This window comes from Pseudomonas sp. MM211, assembly GCF_020386635.1.
Classification (GTDB): domain Bacteria; phylum Pseudomonadota; class Gammaproteobacteria; order Pseudomonadales; family Pseudomonadaceae; genus Aquipseudomonas.
In genome coordinates, this window is sequence record NZ_CP081942.1 from 740,084 (window position 1) to 761,158 (window position 21,075).

The 21,075-nt window shown below is 62.0% G+C and carries 20 protein-coding genes; 7 read left to right on the plus strand and 13 right to left on the minus strand.

All coding sequences use genetic code 11. From position 1 onward, the window contains the following. The first annotated feature begins 88 nt into the window (after positions 1-88). Entirely contained in the window at positions 89-1,270 is a 1,182-nt protein-coding gene (gene hmpA, locus K5Q02_RS03265) for an NO-inducible flavohemoprotein (protein ID WP_225836329.1), read from the plus strand. 23 nt (positions 1,271-1,293) lie between these two features. Here the strand turns inward: hmpA and K5Q02_RS03270 are convergent, their stop codons facing one another. Both K5Q02_RS03270 and K5Q02_RS03275 read right to left on the minus strand, forming a co-directional pair. Further along, positions 1,294-2,517, minus strand: coding sequence for a CaiB/BaiF CoA transferase family protein (locus K5Q02_RS03270; RefSeq protein WP_225836331.1), 1,224 nt, complete (start codon positions 2,515-2,517; stop codon positions 1,294-1,296). Between the two features lie 76 nt (positions 2,518-2,593). Next, entirely contained in the window at positions 2,594-3,775 is a 1,182-nt protein-coding gene (locus tag K5Q02_RS03275) for an acyl-CoA dehydrogenase (RefSeq protein ID WP_225836333.1), read from the minus strand. 158 nt (positions 3,776-3,933) lie between these two features. On the opposite strand from K5Q02_RS03275, the gene K5Q02_RS03280 reads away from it, so the two are divergent. Then, a complete protein-coding gene (locus K5Q02_RS03280; protein WP_225836335.1) occupies positions 3,934-4,833 on the plus strand; it encodes a LysR family transcriptional regulator in 900 nt (299 codons plus the stop codon). Between the two features lie 76 nt (positions 4,834-4,909). On the opposite strand, the gene K5Q02_RS03285 is transcribed toward K5Q02_RS03280, so the two are convergent. Beyond that, positions 4,910-6,523 carry a L,D-transpeptidase family protein gene (locus K5Q02_RS03285; protein ID WP_225836337.1) on the minus strand — a complete coding sequence of 538 codons (1,614 nt, stop codon included), beginning with the start codon at positions 6,521-6,523 and terminating at the stop codon, positions 4,910-4,912. 152 nt (positions 6,524-6,675) lie between these two features. Between K5Q02_RS03285 and K5Q02_RS03290 the strand changes: the two genes are divergently transcribed. Next, positions 6,676-7,389: a murein L,D-transpeptidase catalytic domain family protein gene (locus K5Q02_RS03290; protein ID WP_225836339.1), complete on the plus strand. Its 714-nt coding sequence runs from the start codon at positions 6,676-6,678 to the stop codon at positions 7,387-7,389. Between the two features lie 332 nt (positions 7,390-7,721). Then, complete coding sequence (locus K5Q02_RS03295) at positions 7,722-8,891, plus strand: DUF5924 family protein (RefSeq protein WP_230411029.1); 1,170 nt, start codon at positions 7,722-7,724, stop codon at positions 8,889-8,891. Positions 8,892-8,901: 10 nt separating this feature from the next. On the opposite strand, the gene K5Q02_RS03300 is transcribed toward K5Q02_RS03295, so the two are convergent. From K5Q02_RS03300 to K5Q02_RS03325, 6 genes are all read right to left on the minus strand, one after another. Further along, positions 8,902-10,131, minus strand: coding sequence for a nucleoside recognition domain-containing protein (locus K5Q02_RS03300; protein ID WP_225836341.1), 1,230 nt, complete (start codon positions 10,129-10,131; stop codon positions 8,902-8,904). 128 nt (positions 10,132-10,259) lie between these two features. Continuing rightward, a complete protein-coding gene (locus K5Q02_RS03305; RefSeq protein WP_225836351.1) occupies positions 10,260-10,724 on the minus strand; it encodes an inhibitor of vertebrate lysozyme family protein in 465 nt (154 codons plus the stop codon). A 3-nt stretch (positions 10,725-10,727) separates the two neighbouring features. Continuing rightward, on the minus strand, positions 10,728-10,892 hold the full coding sequence (locus tag K5Q02_RS03310) for a DUF1328 domain-containing protein (protein ID WP_013789335.1): 165 nt from the start codon (positions 10,890-10,892) through the stop codon (positions 10,728-10,730). 63 nt (positions 10,893-10,955) lie between these two features. Then, positions 10,956-11,237, minus strand: a complete 282-nt coding sequence (locus tag K5Q02_RS03315) for a hypothetical protein (RefSeq protein WP_225836353.1) — start codon at positions 11,235-11,237, stop codon at positions 10,956-10,958. 217 nt (positions 11,238-11,454) lie between these two features. Then, positions 11,455-11,886, minus strand: a complete 432-nt coding sequence (locus tag K5Q02_RS03320) for a PA2169 family four-helix-bundle protein (protein ID WP_225836355.1) — start codon at positions 11,884-11,886, stop codon at positions 11,455-11,457. Between the two features lie 84 nt (positions 11,887-11,970). Then, positions 11,971-12,822 carry a BON domain-containing protein gene (locus K5Q02_RS03325; RefSeq protein WP_225836361.1) on the minus strand — a complete coding sequence of 284 codons (852 nt, stop codon included), beginning with the start codon at positions 12,820-12,822 and terminating at the stop codon, positions 11,971-11,973. A gap of 227 nt (positions 12,823-13,049) precedes the next feature. Between K5Q02_RS03325 and algB the strand changes: the two genes are divergently transcribed. Next, positions 13,050-14,393, plus strand: coding sequence for a sigma-54-dependent response regulator transcription factor AlgB (gene algB, locus K5Q02_RS03330; protein ID WP_225836363.1), 1,344 nt, complete (start codon positions 13,050-13,052; stop codon positions 14,391-14,393). Next, a complete protein-coding gene (locus tag K5Q02_RS03335) occupies positions 14,390-16,174 on the plus strand; it encodes a KinB sensor domain-containing domain (protein WP_225836365.1) in 1,785 nt (594 codons plus the stop codon). Before algB ends, K5Q02_RS03335 begins: the two co-directional genes overlap by 4 nt. Before the next feature lie 56 nt (positions 16,175-16,230). On the opposite strand, the gene K5Q02_RS03340 is transcribed toward K5Q02_RS03335, so the two are convergent. Continuing rightward, positions 16,231-17,013, minus strand: a complete 783-nt coding sequence (locus K5Q02_RS03340; protein ID WP_225836368.1) for an N-acetylmuramoyl-L-alanine amidase — start codon at positions 17,011-17,013, stop codon at positions 16,231-16,233. Continuing rightward, entirely contained in the window at positions 17,010-17,603 is a 594-nt protein-coding gene (locus K5Q02_RS03345; RefSeq protein WP_225836370.1) for a MarC family protein, read from the minus strand. Before K5Q02_RS03345 ends, K5Q02_RS03340 begins: the two co-directional genes overlap by 4 nt. Before the next feature lie 171 nt (positions 17,604-17,774). Here K5Q02_RS03345 and K5Q02_RS03350 point away from each other — a divergent pair, with 171 nt between their 5' ends. Continuing rightward, positions 17,775-19,193: a DASH family cryptochrome gene (locus K5Q02_RS03350; protein WP_225836372.1), complete on the plus strand. Its 1,419-nt coding sequence runs from the start codon at positions 17,775-17,777 to the stop codon at positions 19,191-19,193. Positions 19,194-19,273: 80 nt separating this feature from the next. Here the strand turns inward: K5Q02_RS03350 and K5Q02_RS03355 are convergent, their stop codons facing one another. Together K5Q02_RS03355 and phoU are read right to left on the minus strand one after the other, a co-directional pair. Next, on the minus strand, positions 19,274-20,173 hold the full coding sequence (locus K5Q02_RS03355; protein WP_225836374.1) for a response regulator: 900 nt from the start codon (positions 20,171-20,173) through the stop codon (positions 19,274-19,276). A 142-nt stretch (positions 20,174-20,315) separates the two neighbouring features. Further along, on the minus strand, positions 20,316-21,044 hold the full coding sequence (gene phoU / locus K5Q02_RS03360) for a phosphate signaling complex protein PhoU (protein WP_225836376.1): 729 nt from the start codon (positions 21,042-21,044) through the stop codon (positions 20,316-20,318). Between the last annotated feature and the right edge of the window lie 31 nt (positions 21,045-21,075).

A 21,075-nucleotide genomic window follows, 5' to 3' on the forward strand; every position in this document is an offset into this window, starting at 1 on the left:
CCCAGTAATCCAGCGGCTTTGCGAGTTGGCACGGGATCTGTAATGACCAAAGCAGAAAACTCTCATGCCTGCGACAGGAACCATCACCATGCTGACCAGCCAACAACGCACCCTCATCAAAGCCACCGTCCCGTTACTGGAAACCGGCGGTGAAGCGCTGACCCGGCACTTCTACGCCATGATGCTGGACGAATATCCCCAGGTTCGCCCGCTGTTCAACCAGGCTCACCAGGCCAGTGGCGACCAGCAGCGTGCCCTGGCCAATGGCGTGCTCATGTATGCCCGACATATCGACCAGCTCGAAGCACTCGGCCCGCTGGTGGGCCGTATCGTCAATAAACATGTATCCCTGCAGATCCTGCCGGAGCATTACCCCATCGTCGGCACCTGCCTGCTGCGCGCCATCAGGGAAGTGCTCGGCGAAGAGATCGCCACCGACGAGGTAATCGCTGCCTGGGCTGCCGCTTACGGGCAACTGGCAGACATTCTGATCGGTGCCGAGGAAAGCGCCTACCTTGAGCACGAGCAGGCGCCGGGCGGCTGGCGTGGCTCGCGGGACTTCAAGGTGGTGGCCAGAGCCGTGGAAAGCGAGGAGATCACCTCCTTCTATCTGGCGCCCGTCGATGGCGGTGACGTGCTGATTCAGCAGCCCGGCCAGTACATCGGTCTGCGCATGGTTATCGATGGCAAGGAGCAGCGCCGCAACTACTCGCTGTCCGCTCGGGGCAATGGCCGTGAGTACCGCATCAGCGTCAAGCGCGAGGCCGACGGCAAGGTTTCCAACTACCTGCACGACCACATCCAGGTAGGCGATACCCTGGAGCTGTTCCCGCCAGCCGGCGACTTCGTGTTACGTGATTCGAACAAGCCTCTGGCGCTGATCACCGCAGGCGTGGGCATCACGCCGGCACTGGCGATGGTCGAAGCCGCCCGCGAGAACGGACGCCCCATCCACTTCATTCACTACGCACGCCATGGCGGTGTGCATGCCTTCAAGAAATGGATCGAGGAGCAGAGCCGCGACTACCCGCAGATCAGCTATCGGTTCTGCTACAGCGAGCCGCGCGATGGCGACCAGCCACACGGCCAGGGCGTGATCAACCGCGAGCAACTGGCGGACTGGCTGCCTGAAGAGCGCGATCTGGATGCCTACTTCCTCGGCCCGAAACCCTTCATGGCTCAGGTGAAGCGCCACCTTGGGGAGCTGGGCGTACCGGCAGAGCAGTGCCACTACGAGTTCTTCGGCCCGGCCTCCGAGCTGGATGCCTGACGCTCTCTCTTAATAGTGGCGGGTCAGATCACGCCCTGAGCGCGTAGCGCCTCGATCTGGCCGGCATCCAGTCCGAGTACCTCGGCGAGCACACGCTCGGTATGCTCGCCCAGCAGCGGAGGTGCCTGGCGATACTCAACCGGGCTGGCCGACAGGCGCAACGGGCTGGCTACCTGCGGCGTGCTGCCGGCCAAGGGGTGTGGCAGATCGATACGCAGGCCGCGGGCGATCACCTGAGGATCGGCGAACACCTGCTCCAGATCGTTGACCGGCCCGCACGGCACGCCTGCATCTTCCAGCAGGCCGACCCATTCGACCGTCGTGCGGAATACCGTGACCTGGCGAATCAGCGGGATCAGCTCAGTACGATGGGCGACGCGCTGACCATTGCTGGCGAAACGCGGATCGACGCCCCACTCGGGATGCCCGGCCACTTCGCAGAACTTGCGGAACTGGCTGTCATTGCCAACCGTAAGGATCAGGTCGCCATCGGCGGTCGGGAACGCCTGATAGGGGACGATATTCGGGTGGGCATTGCCCAGGCGCTTCGGTGACACGCCGGTAGTCAGGTAATTCATCGCCTGATTGGCCAGGCAGGCGACCTGCACGTCGAGCAGCGCCATGTCGATGTGCTGGCCTTCACCGGTCTTTTCCCGATGGGCCAGGGCAGCCAGCACGGCAACCGTGGCATAGAGCCCGGTGAGAATATCGGTCAGCGCGACGCCGACCTTGACTGGCCCGCCGCCCTCCCCGCCATCGGGCTGGCCGGTGAGGCTCATCAGCCCGCCGAGCCCCTGGATCATGAAGTCGTAGCCGGCCCGTTTGGCATAAGGGCCGCTCTGGCCGAAACCGGTGATGGAGCAGTAAATCAGCCGTGGGTTGATCGCCTTCAAGCTGGCGTAGTCCAGCCCGTAGGCAGCCAGGCCGCCGACCTTAAAGTTCTCGATGAGGATGTCCGACTTGCCCGCCAGCTCGCGTACCAATCGCTGACCCTCCGCCTGGGTGAAGTCGAGAGTCAGCGATTGCTTGTTGCGGTTGGCCGACAGGAAATAGGCGGCCTCGCAGGTGTCCCGCCCCTCATCGTCGCGCAAGTAAGGCGGGCCCCAGTGGCGAGTGTCGTCGCCGACCTTGGGGCGTTCGACCTTGATCACCTCGGCACCGAGGTCGGCGAGGTTCTGCCCGCACCAAGGCCCGGCGAGTACGCGGGACAGGTCGAGCACACGGAGATGGGAAAGGGCACCGGACATCGCAGAGGCCTCGTGCAGTCGTGACGCTCGGCGTCACGGGGGACGCTCCCACGCCAGGCGTGGGAGCGAGCGACAGTCAGAAGAACGCCTGGATGCCGGTCTGCGCGCGGCCAAGAATCAGCGCGTGCACGTCATGGGTGCCTTCGTAGGTGTTCACCACTTCGAGGTTGACCAGATGGCGCGCCACGCCGAACTCGTCGCTGATGCCGTTACCGCCGAGCATGTCGCGGGCCATGCGGGCGATATCCAGCGACTTGCCGCAGCTGTTGCGCTTCATGATCGAGGTGATTTCCACCGCTGCGGTGCCTTCATCCTTCATCCGCCCCAGACGCAGGCAGCCTTGCAGGGCCAGGGTGATCTCGGTCTGCATGTCAGCCAGTTTTTTCTGGATCAACTGGTTGGCGGCCAGCGGGCGGCCGAACTGCTGACGATCCAGGGTGTACTGACGCGCGGTGTGCCAGCACGCCTCGGCGGCGCCCAGTGCTCCCCAGCTGATGCCGTAGCGAGCAGAGTTCAGACAGGTGAACGGGCCACGCAGGCCGCGCACGTCCGGGAAGGCGTTCTCTTCAGGACAGAACACGTTGTCCATGACGATCTCGCCGGTGATCGAGGCGCGCAGGCCGACCTTGCCGTGGATCGCCGGGGCCGACAGCCCTTCCCAGCCCTTTTCCAGCACGAAACCGCGGATCTCGCCGGCGTCATCCTTGCCCCAGACCACAAAAACATCCGCGATAGGCGAATTGGTGATCCACATCTTGCTGCCGCTCAGGCGGTAGCCGCCGTCGACCTTCTTCGCCCGGGTGATCATCGCGCCCGGATCGGAGCCGTGGTTGGGTTCGGTCAGGCCGAAACAGCCGATGTACTCACCGGAAGCCAGCTTGGGCAGGTACTTCTGCTTGGTGGCTTCGTTGCCGAACTCGTTGATCGGAACCATCACCAGCGACGACTGCACGCTCATCATCGAGCGGTAGCCGGAATCCACACGTTCTACTTCGCGGGCGATCAAGCCGTAGCACACATAGTTGAGGCCACTGCCGCCATAGGCTTCGGGGATGGTCGCGCCGAGCAGACCGGTGTCACCCATCTCACGGAAAATCGCCGGGTCGGTCTTCTCATGACGGAAGGCCTCGAGAACCCGCGGCGCCAGCTTGTCGGCGGCGAACTGCTCGGCGCTGTCGCGCACCATGCGTTCTTCTTCGGTGAGTTGTTGATCGAGCAGCAGCGGGTCGATCCAGTTGAAGCTTGCCTTGGCGGCCATCGCAGAATCCTCGTGCGTGAACAGTTCTTGTTGGGCTTAGCCTAGGCAGCTACCGACCTATCGGCAAACGAGTAATTCGCACGCAGTTGTGCGCTTAGCTCACTCCGAGATAGCCTGACCACCTGATAAAAGCACCAATTAGTGAGGTGTTCGCATACATGCGCCGCAAGATTCCCAGTACGGCAGCGCTGATCGCCTTCGAGGCCTCGGCACGCCATCAGAGCTTCACCCGCGCAGCGGACGAGCTGGCGCTGACCCAGGGCGCCGTCTGCCGGCAGATCGCCGGGCTGGAAGAGTTCCTGGGCGTGGAGCTGTTCCGCCGCTCGCGACGCGGAGTAGTGCTTACCGAAGCGGGCACGGCGTACGCCGGAAAGGTCGCCGCTCAGCTCGATGCCGTGGAGCGCGAAACCTTGGCGCTGATGGGGGCTCAAGGCGCCATGAGTCTGGAGCTGGCCGTGGTGCCGACCTTCGCCACGCAATGGTTGCTGCCGCGGCTGAAGGATTTCCAGCGCCTGCACCCAGAGGTCACCGTGCACCTGACCAACCGCACCCGCCCGTTCCTGTTCGCCGATACCGGTTTCGACGCGGCGATCTACTTCGGCGATGGCGACTGGTCAGGCACCGCGGCGCACTTTCTGATGCACGAACACCTGATGCCGGTGTGTAGCCCGGCGCTGCTCGACGGTGGCACGGTGAGCGCCGAGCGGATCGCCGAACTGCCGCTGTTGCAGCAGAGCACTCGGCCTTACGCCTGGCGCCAGTGGTTCGCAGCACAAGGGCTGAATGTCGGCCGCGACATGACCGGCCCGCGCCTGGAGCTGTTCTCGATGCTCGCCCAGGCAGCCTGCCACGAGATGGGCGTGGCGCTGATTCCACCCTTTCTGATCCAGCGCGAACTGGCCGACGGCAGCCTGGTAGTCGCCCTCGACCGCCCGGTACCGGACAACGGCCGCGCTTATTACCTGACCGTGCCGGAGCGCAAAGTCGAGTCTGCGGCGCTTAAGGCCTTCCGCGATTGGCTGTTGAGTGAAGCCCAGCAGTATCGGACGGTAGGCTGAGAGGACGGGGCGGGTTACTCCTGGCGCCCGCCCTACGATCAGCTGCTTTCGCTTTGCTGCCGACCTGCCACTCACCCTAGATCCGGTTGGATGCATCCAGCGCCTTGAGCAGGCGAGCGTCGTGGCCGTAGATATCGGGGCGGAACTGCACCTGCCCGTCGGCGCCGACCTGGGCTGTCCAGTACGCCATCAGGATAGGCACCGGGCGCGGCAGATCGGCACGCAGCGTGCGACCACTTTCCCACTGCCTGGCGATCCGCGAACGATCGGTTGGGGTGGCTTCGGCGAGCAACTGATCGACCAGCTCGGTTACCCGCTCGATGCGCACACAGCCTGAGCTGAACAGCCGTGGCAGGTTGTCGAACAGGCGCTGGCTAGGTGTGTCGTGCAGGTACACCGAGAAGGGATTGGGGAAACGGATCGCCACTTTGCCTAATGGGCTGTGAGCGCCAGCAGACTGACGAATCATCACGCGGCCGGGGCGTTCCCAATCGACGCCGCGCGGATCCACCGGATTACCGTCGTAATCGATCACCTGCATATGGTTGGCAGCCAGATAGCCCGCGGCATCACGGCGCAGCTCCGGCAGCTTGTCCTCGCGCAGAATGGTCGGCGGAATCGTCCAGGTCGGGTTCAAGGTCAGGTGAGTGATCCGCGAGCGCAGCAGCGGCGTAGGCCGGGCCGGACGGCCGACCTGGGTGCGCGCCTGCCAGGCGATCGCATGGTCACGCAAGAACATCACTTCGGCGCCGGCCACGTCGATCAGTACGCTGGTCGGCTCGATCTCGTGGGACAGCCAGCGCAGCCGCTCCAGATTGATGCGAATCTGATCCATGCGCTCACTGGCCGAGCGGTTCAGCTCGGCCAGCGTACCGGGGCCGACCACACCATCGGGCTTGAGCAAGTGGTTGCGCTGGAAGGCCTTGACGGCCTCGACCAGCGCAGTGGAGTACACCGAGGTTTCCTCGGCGACCAGTGCCGGGGCGCCCTGGGACAGATCGCCGTGCAGTTGCAGGCGCTGCTCGAGCAAGGGCACGCGCCCGTCCACCGCGCCAGGACGCAACAGGGTTCCGCCCGGAATCGCCAGCCATTGCGGCAAGGCTTGACGACGCAGATCGGCATAGCGCTGACGCAGCTCCCGGTAAGGGCCGAAATCCGGACGGGCCTGTTCGAAGGCTTGCACTGGATCGCTCACCCCCGCCTGGGCGATCGCCAGCAGCGGTGCCTGGCTCTGCTCCATGGCCATGCTTTCGGGCTCCCAGAGCGGCTCGACCTGGGACTGCTCCAGGCGCCCATAGGCCAGATCGCGTAATGCGCGCAGGTAAGCTGTAGTGGCAAGCACCTCGACGCAGGCGGAAAGGCGTGGCGATGGGCTTTCGACCGCTGCCAACTCACGCAGCGGCTCCAGATGGTAGGCGCGGGGATCAAGGCCATCGTCCACTAGCGCGTCCAGCTCGGCGAACAGCCCCGGCAGATTCTGCTCGCTCCACACCGACTGCGAACCGCGCAGCAGATAAAAGGGCTCCAGCCATTCACGATCCTTGGTAGTAAGGCTCAGCGCCGGCGATACGCAGGTCAGGCTGGGTTCGGCGAGCTGCTCTTGGAGGGGGTTGGGTGGCGTGACATCGGCCAGTGCCAATGGAGCGCTCAGAACCAACGCCCAGGCGGCGGATGAAGTGGGAGAAAACAAAGCGCCGCTCCAATTTACGACAGAGTGAATGACAGCCCGTCGGATTGGCCCGCGGGTCAGAAGATTTCGGCTGCTAGAATCGCGGGCTTTGTTGTGCCCGCATCGCCTGGCGAAGGCCCGACATATCGATGGCCGAAACTCAGAGACTTGAAATGATGACCACGATTCAGCGAATTTGCTTAGCCTTTCTTTGCCTGGCATTGCCCGTTCCGTCCCTTATGGCCGCCACTCTGGCTCCCGATCCCCTTCTGGAAAGCCTGTCTGCCAAAGCACCAGCATTGGATCGCAAGGTACTTAACCATGCCATCGACGCCATGCGTTGCGCCATCAATAACGGTGCCGTACCAGCCCAACGTCTCGCCGTCATCGACTTTTCCAAGCCCTCCAGCGAGCGCCGCCTGTGGATCTTCGACCTGACCCAAAAGCGCCTGCTGTTGCATGACCTGGTCGCCCACGGCCAGCAATCCGGTGACAACTTCGCCACCCGCTTCTCCAACACCGAAGGCAGCCACCAGTCCAGCATCGGCCTGTTCCGCACCCAGGAAAGTTACACCGGCAAGCACGGCTACTCGCTGCGCATGGACGGCCTGGAGCCAGGCTTCAATGACCTTGCCCGCCAGCGCGCCATCGTCATACACCCTGCCGATTACGTGAACCCAGCCTGGATCAAGACCCAGGGCCGTATCGGCCGTAGCCAGGGCTGCCCTGCCGTACGCCCGGAAGTTGCCCGCATGGTGGTAGACAGCCTCAAGGGCGGCCAATTCATGTTTTCGTACTACCCGGACAAGCGCTGGCTGCAGTCGTCGGCGTTCATCAACTGCAAGCCGGGGCTTGTCGCCAGTATCGTCAGTGCCAAGGAAGGTTGAGACGCTGCACAGGCGATAGCGGTGCTCGCATTTCTGCGCGCAGATAGCTCCTTGCGGGAATCGAGCTACGCCCGAAGTTGAACGCTGCTGATTAGCCCAAACGGGCACAGCTCGCTCTAGCCTGGGCACCCATCACCCTGGAGCGGCCTCTATTGCCTTGTTGCGTTTAGTCGGCTTACGCGCAGGGACAGTGAACATCTGCCATGGCTGATCGGCGGAGGCCTCAGGTATGAGCAAATGCAGTATCCTGCAGATCGCTCTTGGTCACTGCCAGAACCGCCTTGTCTCTTATCACCTCCAGTAAAAACCTCGTGTTCCGGGTCATCGCGCTGATGCAGCGCCATCCCGGCGTCATCGCGATATTCGGTTTTCTATCCGGGGTCGCAAGCTTCGTACTGGTCGATCGTCAGGCCGGGCTGGCCAAGGTGCTGGCACTGGTGATGCTGATCAGCTGGCTCTGGCTGATCCTCGAGAACATGCTGCGCGAGCGCATCGCCGCCCGCTTCGGCTTCGAGCTACCACGGCCGCTGCTGCGTTACGCCACGCAGATGATCCACCAAGAAAGCCTGTTTTTCGTTCTGCCGTTCTTCTTTATTACCACCACCTGGAACAGCAGCCAGGCATTGTTCAGCGGGCTGCTGGCGGCTGCCGCACTGGTCTCGATCATCGACCCGCTGTACTACAAGTGGCTGGCGCCACGGCGCTGGATCTTTCTCGCGTACCACACGCTGGCCCTGTTCGCCGTGTTACTCACGGCGCTGCCGATCATCTTCAAGCTCAACACCACCGAGAGTTATCAGTTTTCGCTGGCAGCCGCCGTGCTGCTGTCGTTCCCGAGCCTGTTCACCATCATTACCGTGCGCAAATGGTGGCGCGGCCTGCTGTTGATCGGCCTGACACTGGCCATCGGCGCCGTTGGCTGGCTGGGGCGTACCTGGGTGCCGCCGGCCACGCTGTGGCTGACCGAAGTGGCGATCACCACTGAATTCGACAATCAGAATCGCTCGCCCGGCGAAGGCATCCAAGAACTCAGCGTCAGCCAGTTGCGCAGCAGTGGCTTGTACGCTTACACGGCGATCAATGCGCCGCGCGGGCTGGATGAGCGCATCTACCACGTCTGGGAACATGAAGGTCGCGAGCTGGAACGCATCGCTCTGGATATCCACGGTGGCCGCGAAAAAGGCTACCGCGCCTGGACGCACAAGAAGAACTTCCCGCAGAACGTGGAAGGTGACTGGCAAATTCAGGTACTGACCGAAGCCGGGCAGATGATTGGCGTGCTGCGCTTTGAAGTAACGCCCGATGCAGGTACGCCAGCGAGCCCCTCAACAGGCTCCAACCAGGCGCCGCCAGGAGTGCAAGAGCCCGCTGCCACGCCAGAAACCGAGCCTGAGCCGCAGGCCGCCCCAGCAGCGGAACCTGAACCTGCCATTGAAGCTGAACCGCAAGCCGAGCCGGATGCCCAGAACGCAGATCAGCTCCCAAGCCCGGCGGGCAGCTGAGCAGCGTCGCTCAGCCGAAGAACCAGTAGCACACGGCAATCGCGGCTACCACGCCGGAAAACTCGGCCAGCAGTGCACAGCCCACAGCATGTCGCGCTCGCTGAATACCCACTGCGCCAAAGTAAACGGCCAGCACGTAGAACGTGGTCTCCGTACTGCCCTGGATAACTGCCGCTGCCAGTGCAGGGAAGCTGTCGACGCCCTGAGTCTGCATGGTTTCGATCAGCATGGCCCGCGCCGCGCTGCCGGAGAATGGCTTGACCATCGCCGTCGGCAGCGCGTCGACGAAGCGGGTGTCCCAGCCGCCCCAGGCGACGACCCAGCGGATGCCGTCCAGCGCCAGCTCCAGGGCGCCGGACGCACGTAGCACGCCCACCGCACAGAGCATCGCCACCAGATACGGGAGCAGGCTCTTGGCCACGTCGAAGCCTTCCTTGGCGCCTTCGATGAACTGCTCGTAGACCTGCACCTTGCGCAGCGCGCCAATTATCACGAACGCAATGATGATGCCGAACAGCGTCAGGTTACCGAGCAGCGATGACAACGCAGCCAGCGCCGTGGCAGACATGCCGGCCAACATCGCCATAAAGCCACCGAGCAGCAGCGCGCCGGGAATCATGTAGGCCAGCACGACCGGATCCCACAGACGCAAACGCTGCATGATGGCCACGGAAAACAGGCCGACCAGGGTGGAAACGCTGGTCGCCAGCAGAATCGGCAGGAACACCAGTGTCGGATCCGGCGCACCCTGCTGGGCGCGGTACATGAAGATGGTCACGGGCAGCAACGTCAGCGACGAGGCGTTGAGCACCAGAAAGAGGATCTGCGCGTTGCTCGCCGTGGTGCTACTGGGGTTGAGCTCCTGCAGCGAGCGCATGGCCTTGAGGCCGATGGGCGTGGCCGCATTGTCCAAACCCAGGCCGTTGGCGGCGAAGTTCATTGTGATCAGGCCGAGGGCCGGATGGCCACGTGGCACTTCAGGCATCAGGCGGGCGAACAGCGGGCCGAGCACCCGCGCCAAGGCGTCCACAAGGCCGGCCTTCTCGGCGATGCGCAACAAGCCGAGCCATAGAGTCAGGGTACCGAACAGCAGCACCATCACCTCGACCGACAGTTTGGCCATGGCGAACAGGCTTTCCACCATCGCACCGAATACTGCCGGGTCGTCAGCCAGCAGCCAGCGACTGAGCCCCGCTACTGCCGCTACCACGAAAAAGCTCAGCCACAAGCCGTTGAGCATAAGTCACCCCCTAGAACATAGCGGCTGATGATAACGCGGCTAGGCAAGGGAAGTGGAAAGGGAGAGATGGGGGGAAAGATTTTGTCGAACGACAAATAGAGCAACGGCGCCAGAAGGCGCCGTCAGCATCAGTACCAGTTGGGGTCTTTCTTCAACTGTTCCTGTAGCAGTTGCTTGACTCCGTCGTCCGGCTCACCGAGCCAACGCAGATCAGCATGCTCACTAGGAGTCTTGTCCTCAGGTAAACCTTCGGGCAACTGCACCCAGAGCGCGTACGCATCATCCTTGTCCGGGGTGAAGGCAACGTAGAGGCGCTGATTGAAACAATTGGATGTTTCGCACAACTGCCCGACCAGGTACTGGTCGCCGTCTTCTTCCAGCGTCTTCATTGGCGTGGCAACGCCGCTGAGATTGATCACCCATTCGGGCAGACGCTCCTCGTCCTGGATGAGCTCCTTCCAAGCTTCACGATAGTCAGAATTGCTCCCGAGCAGATCGTTGAGGCGGAATTCACCATCGTTGGCGGCCAAGGCCGCCGCGCTACCGCCCAGCATTAGGGCGGCAACGAGCGTCTTGAATCGATTCATCGTCATGGCCTAACCCCGAGGGCGGCGACCCATGATGAACGAAACGATAAACATGACCAGGAACACCACGAAAAGGATTTTCGCGATACCTGTGGCAGTGCCTGCGATACCACCGAAGCCCAGAACGGCAGCGACAATGGCGATGATCAGAAAGGTAATGGCCCAACTCAGCATGGCGTTTCTCCTTGGTTTTTTGAGGTCTTACGGGTGTAGCACTTGGGAATCGGTAAGGGCGTTTCAGAACACCCAGCGAGTCTGCTTGACCGGCGCTTCCACGGAATCGGCACGTACCCAATCACCTGTGGTCTGCGCGCTTGCGGTCTGGCTTACGGTCTGAAAGGAGGCCGGAACAGCAGAGATGGCAGCAGGTTGAACAGTGGCTGGCACATGGATCTGACTGGAAACTTGCGGTTCGACGGCTTGCGACTGATGAGCCTTGAACGACACGCTCAACAACAAAACCAGGACAGCGGCGACCGCTAGGATCAGGATCTCGGTGTGGGCGCGGTGAAGGTTCATCTGAAGCTCCTTTAGGTCGTTGCCGAACGGCTCAGCGTTCTTTTCATGACTTAAGAATTGCAGCCTGCGTGCCAGCTCTAATAAAAAATAAAACTCTTATAAATCAACATCTTAAAAAACAAAACCAAGTGCCATCATTGGCATCCTGCACGATCACGTTACAAAGCTCGGGCGTTCTGCACGACGCCAAAGGCGGCACATCCCTGTGCCAACCGGATTACATGGCGTGCTTCAGATCACGCATACGGTCATGACAGGCACGTACCTTGGGCATTTCCACGGCCAGCAATGCGCGCACGTCTGGCTCCGCACTTTCCAGCGCATCCTCGAAAGCATGCAGGATGCGATCTTCCGCCTCTTCCAGTTGCGCCACATAAGTGGCTTCTTCATCGCTGGACAGGGTGGCTCGCGCGTCGGCATAGGCCTGGCGCAGCTTGCCCACCACCGTGCCACTGGGCGTCGGCTCTTCCTGGTTGGCAGCGACCTTGACCGACAGGGCCTGAATCACTTGGTTCTTGGTTTGCGACATATCACGGAACAGTGCCTGCAGGCGTACGTCCTTGACCTCATCATGGGCATGCTCATAGAAGCGCTGACCATCACGAATGATGGCGATCAGTTCGTTCAGTTGCTCAGTCTTGTTGCTCATGGCGGTATTCCTGTCTTTATAGGCAGTGCCGTCAGCGGCCCTGCATAGAATGGTGGCCGCTGGCGGCCACCTCCTTGCTGCTCTTTAGCTGGCGATGCGCAAGGCGTCGGCATCGACCCCGCGCACGCCACGGATATTGCGCGCGGTCTCGACGGCCAGGCGCTTCTCGGCATTGCTCAGCACGGTGCCGCTGAGGCTCACGAAGCCCTCACGGGTATCGACCTTGATGTTCAAGCTGTCGAGGTTGCGGCTGTACAGAAAGCTGGACTTCACCTTGCTGGTGATCCAGGTGTCGCTGATCGAGGCAGCGGCATCGTTGGCGGCATTCTGCGCCTCTGCTGACGCACTGTCGGCCGTGTTGATGCTGAGGTGGTTGTGCACCTCACGAACGCCTTCGGTATTGGTGACAAGTTCACCGGCCAGCTCCTTGGCCACCGGCGTACCGGCATTACCACTCAGGCTGACCACGCCGTTTTCGGCACGCACCTGAATGTCCAGGCCCTCGGTGTTGCTGTTCCATAGCAGCTTGGATTTGACCGTAGCTGCCAGGGTGGCGTCATCGAAACGCTGGGCCAACGTCTTGTCGGTGGTGATTCGCGCCTGCTCGTCGACAACGGCAACCTCGATGCCTGGGTCGACTTCAAGATCGTTGCTCACCTCACGGACGCCTTCGATACTGCCCGCCAGCTCGGCAGCCAGCTCGCGCTCGGCAGAGTTTTCCACCGCGCCCTTCAGGGTGGCGGTGCCGTCTTCCACCGAGACCACTATCTCGAAAGGACTCAGGTGTCGGTTCAAAGCGAATGCCGTATCGATGGCACCCTGCTGCCGGGCATCGCTCAACTGCCGGTCAATTCCCTCCTCAGCCGCCTGTGCAAGCGGTGCCAGGGTGATAAGACCGGTGATGGCCATGGCCAGTGCGGATTGTCTCAACAGCATGTAACGCCTCCTCCTGTAATTCAAAAATGCCGCAGCAATGCGGTCAGAAGGACGTCGCAAGCGTTATGCCAGCCGCCAAAAAAATAAAAACCAACTAAAATCAGCCGGTTAAATCCAAGTCATGGCAGCTGGCCGCTTGCACGATGCAAGATCACGTCATACTGGCCGTGCAACTTGCACGAAGATTTCTGGACTAATCTCTGCCATCCACCCCATGGAGCACGTAAATGGAAGCAACAGGTCAGAGCGGGCGCATCCTGCTGGTCGACGACGAAGCGGCTATCCTGCGTACCTTCCGCTATTGCCTGGAGGACGAGGGCTATCAGGTCACCACTGCCAACAGCGCGGCGCAAACCGAGTCGCTGCTGCAGAGGCAGGTGTTTGATATGTGCTTCCTCGACCTACGCCTGGGGGATGAAAACGGCCTGGATGTGCTCGCGCAGATGCGCATCCTCGCGCCCTGGATGCGTGTGGTGATCGTGACTGCGCACTCGGCCATCGACAGCGCCGTGGATGCGATGCAGGCCGGCGCCGCCGACTACCTGGTCAAGCCGTGCAGCCCGGATCAACTGCGCCTGGCCGCGGCCAAGCAGTTGGAGGTGCGCCAGCTATCCGCACGCCTGGAAGCCCTGGAAGGCGAGGTGCGCAAGCCCAGCGACGGTATCGACTCGCACAGCCCGGCGATGATGGCGATTCTGGAAACCGCACGGCAGGTAGCCGCTACCGATGCCAATATCCTGATCCTCGGCGAGTCCGGCACCGGTAAAGGCGAACTGGCGCGTGCCATCCACGGCTGGAGCCGCCGCGCGAAGAAATCCTGCGTGACCATAAACTGCCCGTCGCTGACCGCCGAGCTGATGGAAAGCGAACTGTTCGGTCACAGCCGCGGCGCCTTCACCGGCGCCAGCGAAAGCACCCTGGGTCGAGTCAACCAGGCCGACGGCGGCACCCTGTTTCTCGACGAGATTGGCGACTTCCCGTTGACCCTGCAGCCCAAGCTGCTGCGCTTCATTCAGGACAAGGAATACGAGCGCGTGGGCGACCCGGTGACCCGCCACGCCGACGTGCGCATCCTCGCGGCGACCAACCGCGACCTCGCCGAAATGGTCAAGGAAGGACACTTCCGCGAAGACCTGCTGTATCGCCTGAACGTCATCACCCTGAACCTACCGCCACTGCGCGAACGTGCCGATGACATCCTTACCCTGGCAGACCGCTTCCTCGCCCGTTTCGTTAAGGATTACGCCCGCCCAGCACGCGGTTTCAGCGAGGAAGCACTGAAGGCACTGCTCGACTATCAATGGCCCGGTAACATCCGTGAACTGCGCAATGTGATCGAGCGCGCCAGCATCATCTGCCCTGGGGAATGGGTGGATGTCGGTCACTTGGGGATGAGCGCACCAACGACCAACAGCGCACCACGCGTAGGGGCAGACCTCAGCCTTGAAGAGCTGGAAAAGGCTCACATCTCGGCAGTGCTCGCCAACAGCGATACCCTCGACCAGGCAGCCAAAACGTTGGGCATCGACGCCTCGACGCTGTATCGAAAACGAAAGCAGCTCGGCCTATGAAGCTTCGCAGCAAGCTATTTCTCAGCACTAGCGCCCTGCTCACCGTCGCCTTGCTGGGCCTGATGCTCGGCATTTTCAGCGTACTGCAGCTCACGCAGACGCAAAACCGCACGCTGGCGCACAACCTGGAAGTCATCAACGACAGCCTCGATTTGCGCCAGGAACTGGGCAAACAGCTGTTTCTGATGCTCGGCGAGGACTTCGACCAGCAGACAGTGCAAAGCCTGAAGGAGTCCGACCAGCGCGTCCGCGAGTGGATCGAAAACGGTTTGAAGACTAGCGCGTCGGAGGGTGACCGCCAGGCAATCGCCCAGATCCAGAGCGCCTACCAGAAATACAGCCGCCTGCTCGAAGACCCGCTGACGGTGCGTCATGAGCTGCTCACCAATGGTGATTTCGCCAAGACCATCGAAACCGTTCGTGACCGCCTCAACGACTTGCAGGTGAGTTATGTGACGGCCGTGCAGCAGTCGGAAGCCGAAGCCCGCGAACGCGCCTGGTTGATCGCCGGGCTACTGGGACTCGTCGGGCTGGCGGTGCTGGTGATCGGATTCATCACGGCACACACCATCGCCCGCCGGGTCGGCCAACCCATCGACGCCCTGGCCCGTGCCGCCGACCAGATCGGTCGGGGGGATTTCCAGGTAACGCTGCCAGTGACCCCGGTTGCCGAACTGTCCGCGCTAAGCCGCCGTTTCGGCCTCATGGCGGAAAGCCTGAACCAGCTCAAGAGCAGCAACGTCGAGGCACTGATGGCCGAACAGCATCGTCTGCAGGCGGTGCTCGACAGCATCGATGACGGCCTGCTGATTTTTGGCCGCGATGGATTACTGGGGCATTTCAATCCAGTCGCCCAGCGTCAGCTCGGCTGGCATGACCAACCGCTCGGTCAGAGCCCAAGCCAGGCACTGGCGCGCCCAGAGCTGGATGACCAGTTGCAACACGTATTACAGGGACACAGCCTGGAGCAGCGGCTGGCGGATCTGCAGGTCGAGGCGAATGGAGAAACCCGTCTGCTCAACTATAGCCTGACGCCGGTCAGCCACAGCCAGGGGCATATCCTCGGCGCCGTGATGGTGCTGCATGACGTCACCGAGCAGCGCGCCTTCGAGCGAGCCCGAAACGAGTTCGTGCTGCGCGCCTCACACGAACTGCGCACTCCGGTCACCGGCATGCATATGGCATTCGGCCTGTTGCGCGAGCGCAGCAAGTTCGCAGAAGAGTCTCGCGAAGCGGATCTGGTGCGCATCGTCGACGAGGAAATGGAACGTCTGGTGCACCTGATCGAGGATCTGTTGAATTTCTCGCGCTACCAGAGCGGCGTGCAGAAACTCGAGCTGGCACCTTGCGACATTCCCGATCTGCTCGAGCATGCAGCCAAACGACACGCCGACAAGGCTCAAACGCGCCAGGTTCGCCTGGCGCTGGAAACAGGCGATGCGCTGCCGCGCATCCACCTGGATCGGGCACAAATCGACCGCGTGCTCGACCACCTGATCGACAACGCCCTGCGCCACAGCCCTGAAGCCGGAAACATCCGCCTATTGGCGCAACGTCAGGATGATCGACTGCTGATCAGTGTCGAGGATGAAGGTGAGGGTATCGCCTACGGCCAGCAGGCCAGGTTGTTCGAGCCCTTCGTGCAGATCGGGCGCAAGAAAGGCGGCGCAGGGCTCGGCCTGGCGCTGTGCAAGGAAATCGTCCAACTGCATGGCGGGCGCATCGGGGCTGAGTCTCAGCCTGGCCAAGGTGCGCGCTTTCATATGGCCTTGCCGCTGTAAGCAGTCAATCAAGGCAAGGGCGCCATGGCGACGGCGCCCTGCTCATCACCTTGGCGTTAAGCCTTGCCCATGCGATTGAGCACCAGCAACAGCGCAGCGGTTTCCGCATCCGGCTGGCCATTGTATAGCGTTTGCCGGTACTTCATCTGGAAGGCGCGGATCACGTTGCGGGTCTCTTCATCGAGTACGCCACTATTCGGCACCACGTAGCCCTGCTCCGCCAATTGCTGCTGGAACCAGGCGACGTCTGGCAGGCTGAGGGTGTAAACGGCCTGCTCGCGCGCCACTGCAGCGGCATCCGGCCAGGGCATCAGGCCGGCATCGGCCAGTTGCTTCCAGGGAAACAACGGGCCTGGATCGACCTTGCGCTGCGGTGCGATATCGCTATGGCCGATGATGCTGCCAGGCGGTAACTGGTGGCGCTGCATGATGTCCTTGAGGAGCACGATCAGCGCGTCGATCTGCTGCTGGGCATACGGCTGCCAGTAACGCCCCTTGGGCGTGTCGAAGTAACCCTGATTGATCAGCTCGATGCCAATGGTGGTGCCGTTGAGCCAGGTGCGGCCCTGCCACTCGCTGACGCCGGCGTGCCAGGCACGACGGTCTTCGTCCACCAGTTGGTAGATGGTCGGCGGCACAGCGTTGATCAGGTAGTGGGCGCTGACCTCTTCCTTGGTCAGCAGCTCCAGGGATCGTGGCAGGTCGGCCGAGGTGTAGTGCAGCACGATGTACTGCACACGGCTGCTCTGGCCGCTGGAGGTGTAGCTGTGATCAATGCGAGGCCCGCTGGCACAGCCAGCGAGCAGGAGGGCGAACAGGGCAAGACTTAGGAATTTCATGGCTGGATATGCAATACGCTTTGTAGATTGTCCAACAGCATGTCGACGCTGAGCATGATCAACAGCATGCCCATCAGCCGCTCCACTGCGGTCAGCCCGCGAGGGCCGAGGAAACGCTGCAGGAAAGAAGCCTGCAACAGGATGAACGCTGTCGCGGCCCAGGCCAGGATCAGCGCGAGGTAGAGCTCCCAGAGCTCACCTTCGTGGGTGTTACGCAAGGTCATCAGCACCGCCAGTGCAGATGGCCCGGCCACTGCTGGCGTGGCCAGCGGCACGAGCATCGGCTCACCGTCCGGAACATCCCCGAGCACGCCGTGCGGGCTGGGAAAGATCAGGCGCATAGCGATGACGAACAGGATGATACCCCCCGCGATCGCGGTTGCCTCCCGCGACAGGCCCAGTGAACTGAGCACTTTGTCACCAAAGGTAAGGAACAGCAGCAGTAAACCCAGGGCGAACAACAGCTCGCGCGCGGCCACCCGCAAGCGCCGCTCAGGGGCGACGTTCTTCAAGGCGGCAATGAAGATAGCGATGTTGCCAAACGGATCGGTGACCAGAAAGAGCAGCACGGCGATGCTGAAGATGTCCATGTTCGGGCTCCTGAAAACAGCCGCACAGTCTAGTGTCTGCGAGAGCCGCCGTCAGTCAGCAATGCGCCTTCGTGTTATCGGGCAACGCCTGCCACCGGTCGGCGCCAGACGGCGCTGAACTTGTCATACCTCTTGGCGATCCATACTGAGTCCACTATGAGGGAACATTCCATGCGTGCGCTGCTCTGGTTCAAACAGGACTTACGCCTCGACGATCATCCCGCGCTGCAGGCAGCCCTCGGCGCCAATCATCTTGTGCCTCTGTACGTGCTCGACCCAGCATTGCTGCAACTCGACGAGTTCGGCAGCCGTCGCATCGGCGTGCACCGTGCACGCTTTCTGCTGGAAAGCCTGACAGCGCTCGATAGCGCCTTGCGCCAGCGTGGTTCGAAGCTTCTGGTCATCACCGGAAAGCCGGAAGAGGTGGTCGTGCAGGTGGTCGAGCAGTTCGACCTGCAGCAGGTGCTGACCCTCGACGAAATCGCCCCTCAGGAACTCGCTCTGCTCGCTCGTGTTCGCGACAACCTTGGTGGCGTTCCCCTACGCACAGCGCAAAGCAACAGCCTGTTCAGCGAAGCCGAACTGCCTTGCCCGTTAGAGCAGTTGCCTCAGGTGTACAGCCAGTTCCGCGCACTGATCGATGCGCGCCAGTACGTGTTCCAGCCGCAAGCAGCGCCGGATCAACTGCCACCGTTGCCAGATGGCGCCGACGCGCCGGAGTTCGGCCTACCCACCCAGTCCCAGTTCGGCCTTGGCGATGCCCTGAGCATCGCGCCGAGCGCCTTCCCCTTCTCGGGTGGCGAGGCAGCGGCCCAGGCCCGGCTGCGTGATTACCTATGGGACAGCCAGGGGGTCAGGCGCTACAAGGAGACCCGTAATGGCATGATCGGCAGCGAGTACTCGTCGAAGTTCTCGCCCTGGCTGGCCAACGGCAGCCTGTCGCCGCGCCGCACAGCAGCTGAGCTGCGCCGCCATGAATCGCTCTATGGAGCCAACGAATCCACTTATTGGCTATGGCTGGAACTGCTGTGGCGCGAGTTCTTTCGCTGCACCCTGCAGCGCCATGGCCAGGCGCTGTTCGAAGCCGGCGGCTTGAAAGCCACCGAGCGCGCGCCGCAGCAGATCGACGAGCGCTTCGAGCACTGGGCTCAGGGGCGTACCGGCATGCCGCTGGTCGACGCCAACATGCGCGAGCTGATCGCCACGGGCTTCATGTCCAATCGGGGGCGCCAGGTGGTAGCCAGCTACCTGGTCAGCGACCTGGAGCAGGATTGGCGACATGGTGCGGCCTGGTTCGAGGAGCATCTGATCGACTATGACCCGGCCAGCAACTGGGGCAACTGGGCCTACCTGGCAGGCGTCGGCAGCGATCCGCGGCTCAAGCGCATGTTCAACGCCCTCAAGCAGGCTCGTCACTACGATCCTCAGGGGGAATACGTCAGCCTGTGGATACCGGAGCTGCGCAGCCTGCCCGAACACCTGCGCCACACGCCTTTCCTGCTACCGCATCTGCAGTTGGAGGCGATCAACTATCCAAGGCTGGAACAGATTCCCGAATCCTGGCAGCCGCATCTTCACGCCGTGGCCTGACGGGAAAACCGAGCAGACCTGATGGACTGCTCGGCGGTTGTCGGCGTTGACCTGCGTACCGAGGATGGTGCTGGAGCGGCTCAGCCGCCTGGGGTGAAGTGCTTCTGAGTGGTGCCTCGCGCGATCAGCCGTGACAGGTAATCCAGCTTTTGTGGATCACGATCCACGAAGCGCAACACCACTTGCAACCACTCGCTGTCAGGCTTCGGCTCGAAGGCGGCGACACTGTGCAGATAGCCGTTGAGCCGCGCCACTTCCGACGACTCGCCCTGTTCCAGATCAATCACCACGCTTTCCAGCACTTGTGGAATCAGATCACCGCGTTTGACCACCAGCAGCGCTTCCTTGAGGCTCAGCGCCTTGACCACACAAGCCATGGTGCCACCAGGCAAACGCAGTTGCCCCTGGCTGCGCCCCATCGGCGTACTCGGTGCCGCTTTGGCAACCGCCGGACTGGCGCTGAACGCCGCCGGCTGCGCTGGGCCAGCAGGCCGTACCACCTCGGCCTTACCGGCAGTCAGCGCTGACAGTGAATCATTAGCGAAAGCCCCGCTGCTGAGCATCTTCGGCGGAGCAGCCGCGGTCAGACCTGCCAGCTTGCCACTGCGCTGCAGGGCCTTCTTGACCTTGGTAATCAGTTGCTCATTGGAGAACGGTTTGCCGATGAAATCCGAGACACCGGCCTGAATGGCCTGCACGACGTTTTCCTTGTCGCCACGGCTGGTGACCATGATGAACGGTACGCCCTTCAGCGACTCCTGTTCACGGCACCATTGCAGCAGCTCGAGACCAGACATCTCGGGCATTTCCCAATCGCAGAGGATTAGGTCGATCGGACTACGGCCCAGCATCTGCTGGGCCTTGCGCCCGTTAACGGCTTCCTCGATCTGGATACCGGGCAGATGGTCACGTAGCCCCTTCTTCACCAGATCGCGGATAAAGGTGGCGTCGTCCACCACCAATACACTGACTTTGCTCATCGACCACTCCCTCGAATGGTCATTAGCATAGACGCCAGCACTGGCCTAAGGCCAACACTAAAGCGTAATGCGAGGGAGCACGTGGAACTGGCCAGCCTATACCGGGCATCCACGCGTTCTCAGGCTACCAGTACGGCCAGGATCACTCCTTGGCGCCGCCCTGTACCTCTTCCTGCATGCGAGTCAGGCCGATGTGTTTGACGTCAGTACCGCGTACCAGGTAAATCACCAGTTCGGCGATATTGCGCGCGTGATCACCGATACGCTCCAGCGAACGCAGGGCCCAGATAACATTGAGCACACGGGAGATCGAACGCGGGTCTTCCATCATGTAAGTAACCAGTTCGCGCAGCGCGGTCTTGTATTCGCGGTCGACGGTCTTGTCGTACTGCGCCACCGAGAGGGCCAAGTCGGCGTCGAAGCGGGCGAAGGCATCTAGCGCCTGCTGCACCATCTTGCGTACCTGATCGCCGATGTGGCGAACTTCAACGTAGCCGCGCGGCGACTCGCCTTCTTCGGTCAGCAGAATCGCGCGCTTGGCGATCTTGGTCGCTTCATCACCGATACGCTCCAGGTCGATCACCGACTTGGAGATGCTGATGATCAGGCGTAGATCCGAGGCCGCCGGCTGGCGACGGGCGAGAATGCGCACGCATTCTTCGTCGATGTTGCGCTCCATCTGGTTGATCTGGTCGTCGATCTCGCGCACCTGCTGGGCCAGGCCGGAATCGGCCTCGATCAGTGAAGTGACGGCGTCGTTGACCTGCTTCTCGACCAGGCCGCCCATCGCCAGAAGGTGGCTGCGCACCTCCTCCAGCTCGGCGTTGAACTGCTGGGAAATATGATGGGTCAGGCTGTCTTTGTTGATCATCTGTTTCGCTCCGCGAAGGCTTCAAGCTCCG

Coding starts and splice junctions, on each gene's coding strand:
- K5Q02_RS03290 (WP_225836339.1), top strand. CDS start 6,676: ATGATGACCACGATTCAGCGAATTTGCTTAGCCTTTCTTTGCCTGGCA.
- K5Q02_RS03310 (WP_013789335.1), bottom strand. CDS start 10,892: ATGCTGAGTTGGGCCATTACCTTTCTGATCATCGCCATTGTCGCTGCC.
- K5Q02_RS03345 (WP_225836370.1), bottom strand. CDS start 17,603: ATGGACATCTTCAGCATCGCCGTGCTGCTCTTTCTGGTCACCGATCCG.
- K5Q02_RS03325 (WP_225836361.1), bottom strand. CDS start 12,822: ATGCTGTTGAGACAATCCGCACTGGCCATGGCCATCACCGGTCTTATC.
- K5Q02_RS03335 (WP_225836365.1), top strand. CDS start 14,390: ATGAAGCTTCGCAGCAAGCTATTTCTCAGCACTAGCGCCCTGCTCACC.
- K5Q02_RS03295 (WP_230411029.1), top strand. CDS start 7,722: ATGCAGCGCCATCCCGGCGTCATCGCGATATTCGGTTTTCTATCCGGG.
- hmpA (WP_225836329.1), top strand. CDS start 89: ATGCTGACCAGCCAACAACGCACCCTCATCAAAGCCACCGTCCCGTTA.
- K5Q02_RS03270 (WP_225836331.1), bottom strand. CDS start 2,517: ATGTCCGGTGCCCTTTCCCATCTCCGTGTGCTCGACCTGTCCCGCGTA.
- K5Q02_RS03355 (WP_225836374.1), bottom strand. CDS start 20,173: ATGAGCAAAGTCAGTGTATTGGTGGTGGACGACGCCACCTTTATCCGC.
- K5Q02_RS03280 (WP_225836335.1), top strand. CDS start 3,934: ATGCGCCGCAAGATTCCCAGTACGGCAGCGCTGATCGCCTTCGAGGCC.
- K5Q02_RS03275 (WP_225836333.1), bottom strand. CDS start 3,775: ATGGCCGCCAAGGCAAGCTTCAACTGGATCGACCCGCTGCTGCTCGAT.
- algB (WP_225836363.1), top strand. CDS start 13,050: ATGGAAGCAACAGGTCAGAGCGGGCGCATCCTGCTGGTCGACGACGAA.
- K5Q02_RS03300 (WP_225836341.1), bottom strand. CDS start 10,131: ATGCTCAACGGCTTGTGGCTGAGCTTTTTCGTGGTAGCGGCAGTAGCG.
- phoU (WP_225836376.1), bottom strand. CDS start 21,044: ATGATCAACAAAGACAGCCTGACCCATCATATTTCCCAGCAGTTCAAC.
- K5Q02_RS03350 (WP_225836372.1), top strand. CDS start 17,775: ATGCGTGCGCTGCTCTGGTTCAAACAGGACTTACGCCTCGACGATCAT.
- K5Q02_RS03340 (WP_225836368.1), bottom strand. CDS start 17,013: ATGAAATTCCTAAGTCTTGCCCTGTTCGCCCTCCTGCTCGCTGGCTGT.
- K5Q02_RS03320 (WP_225836355.1), bottom strand. CDS start 11,886: ATGAGCAACAAGACTGAGCAACTGAACGAACTGATCGCCATCATTCGT.
- K5Q02_RS03315 (WP_225836353.1), bottom strand. CDS start 11,237: ATGAACCTTCACCGCGCCCACACCGAGATCCTGATCCTAGCGGTCGCC.
- K5Q02_RS03305 (WP_225836351.1), bottom strand. CDS start 10,724: ATGACGATGAATCGATTCAAGACGCTCGTTGCCGCCCTAATGCTGGGC.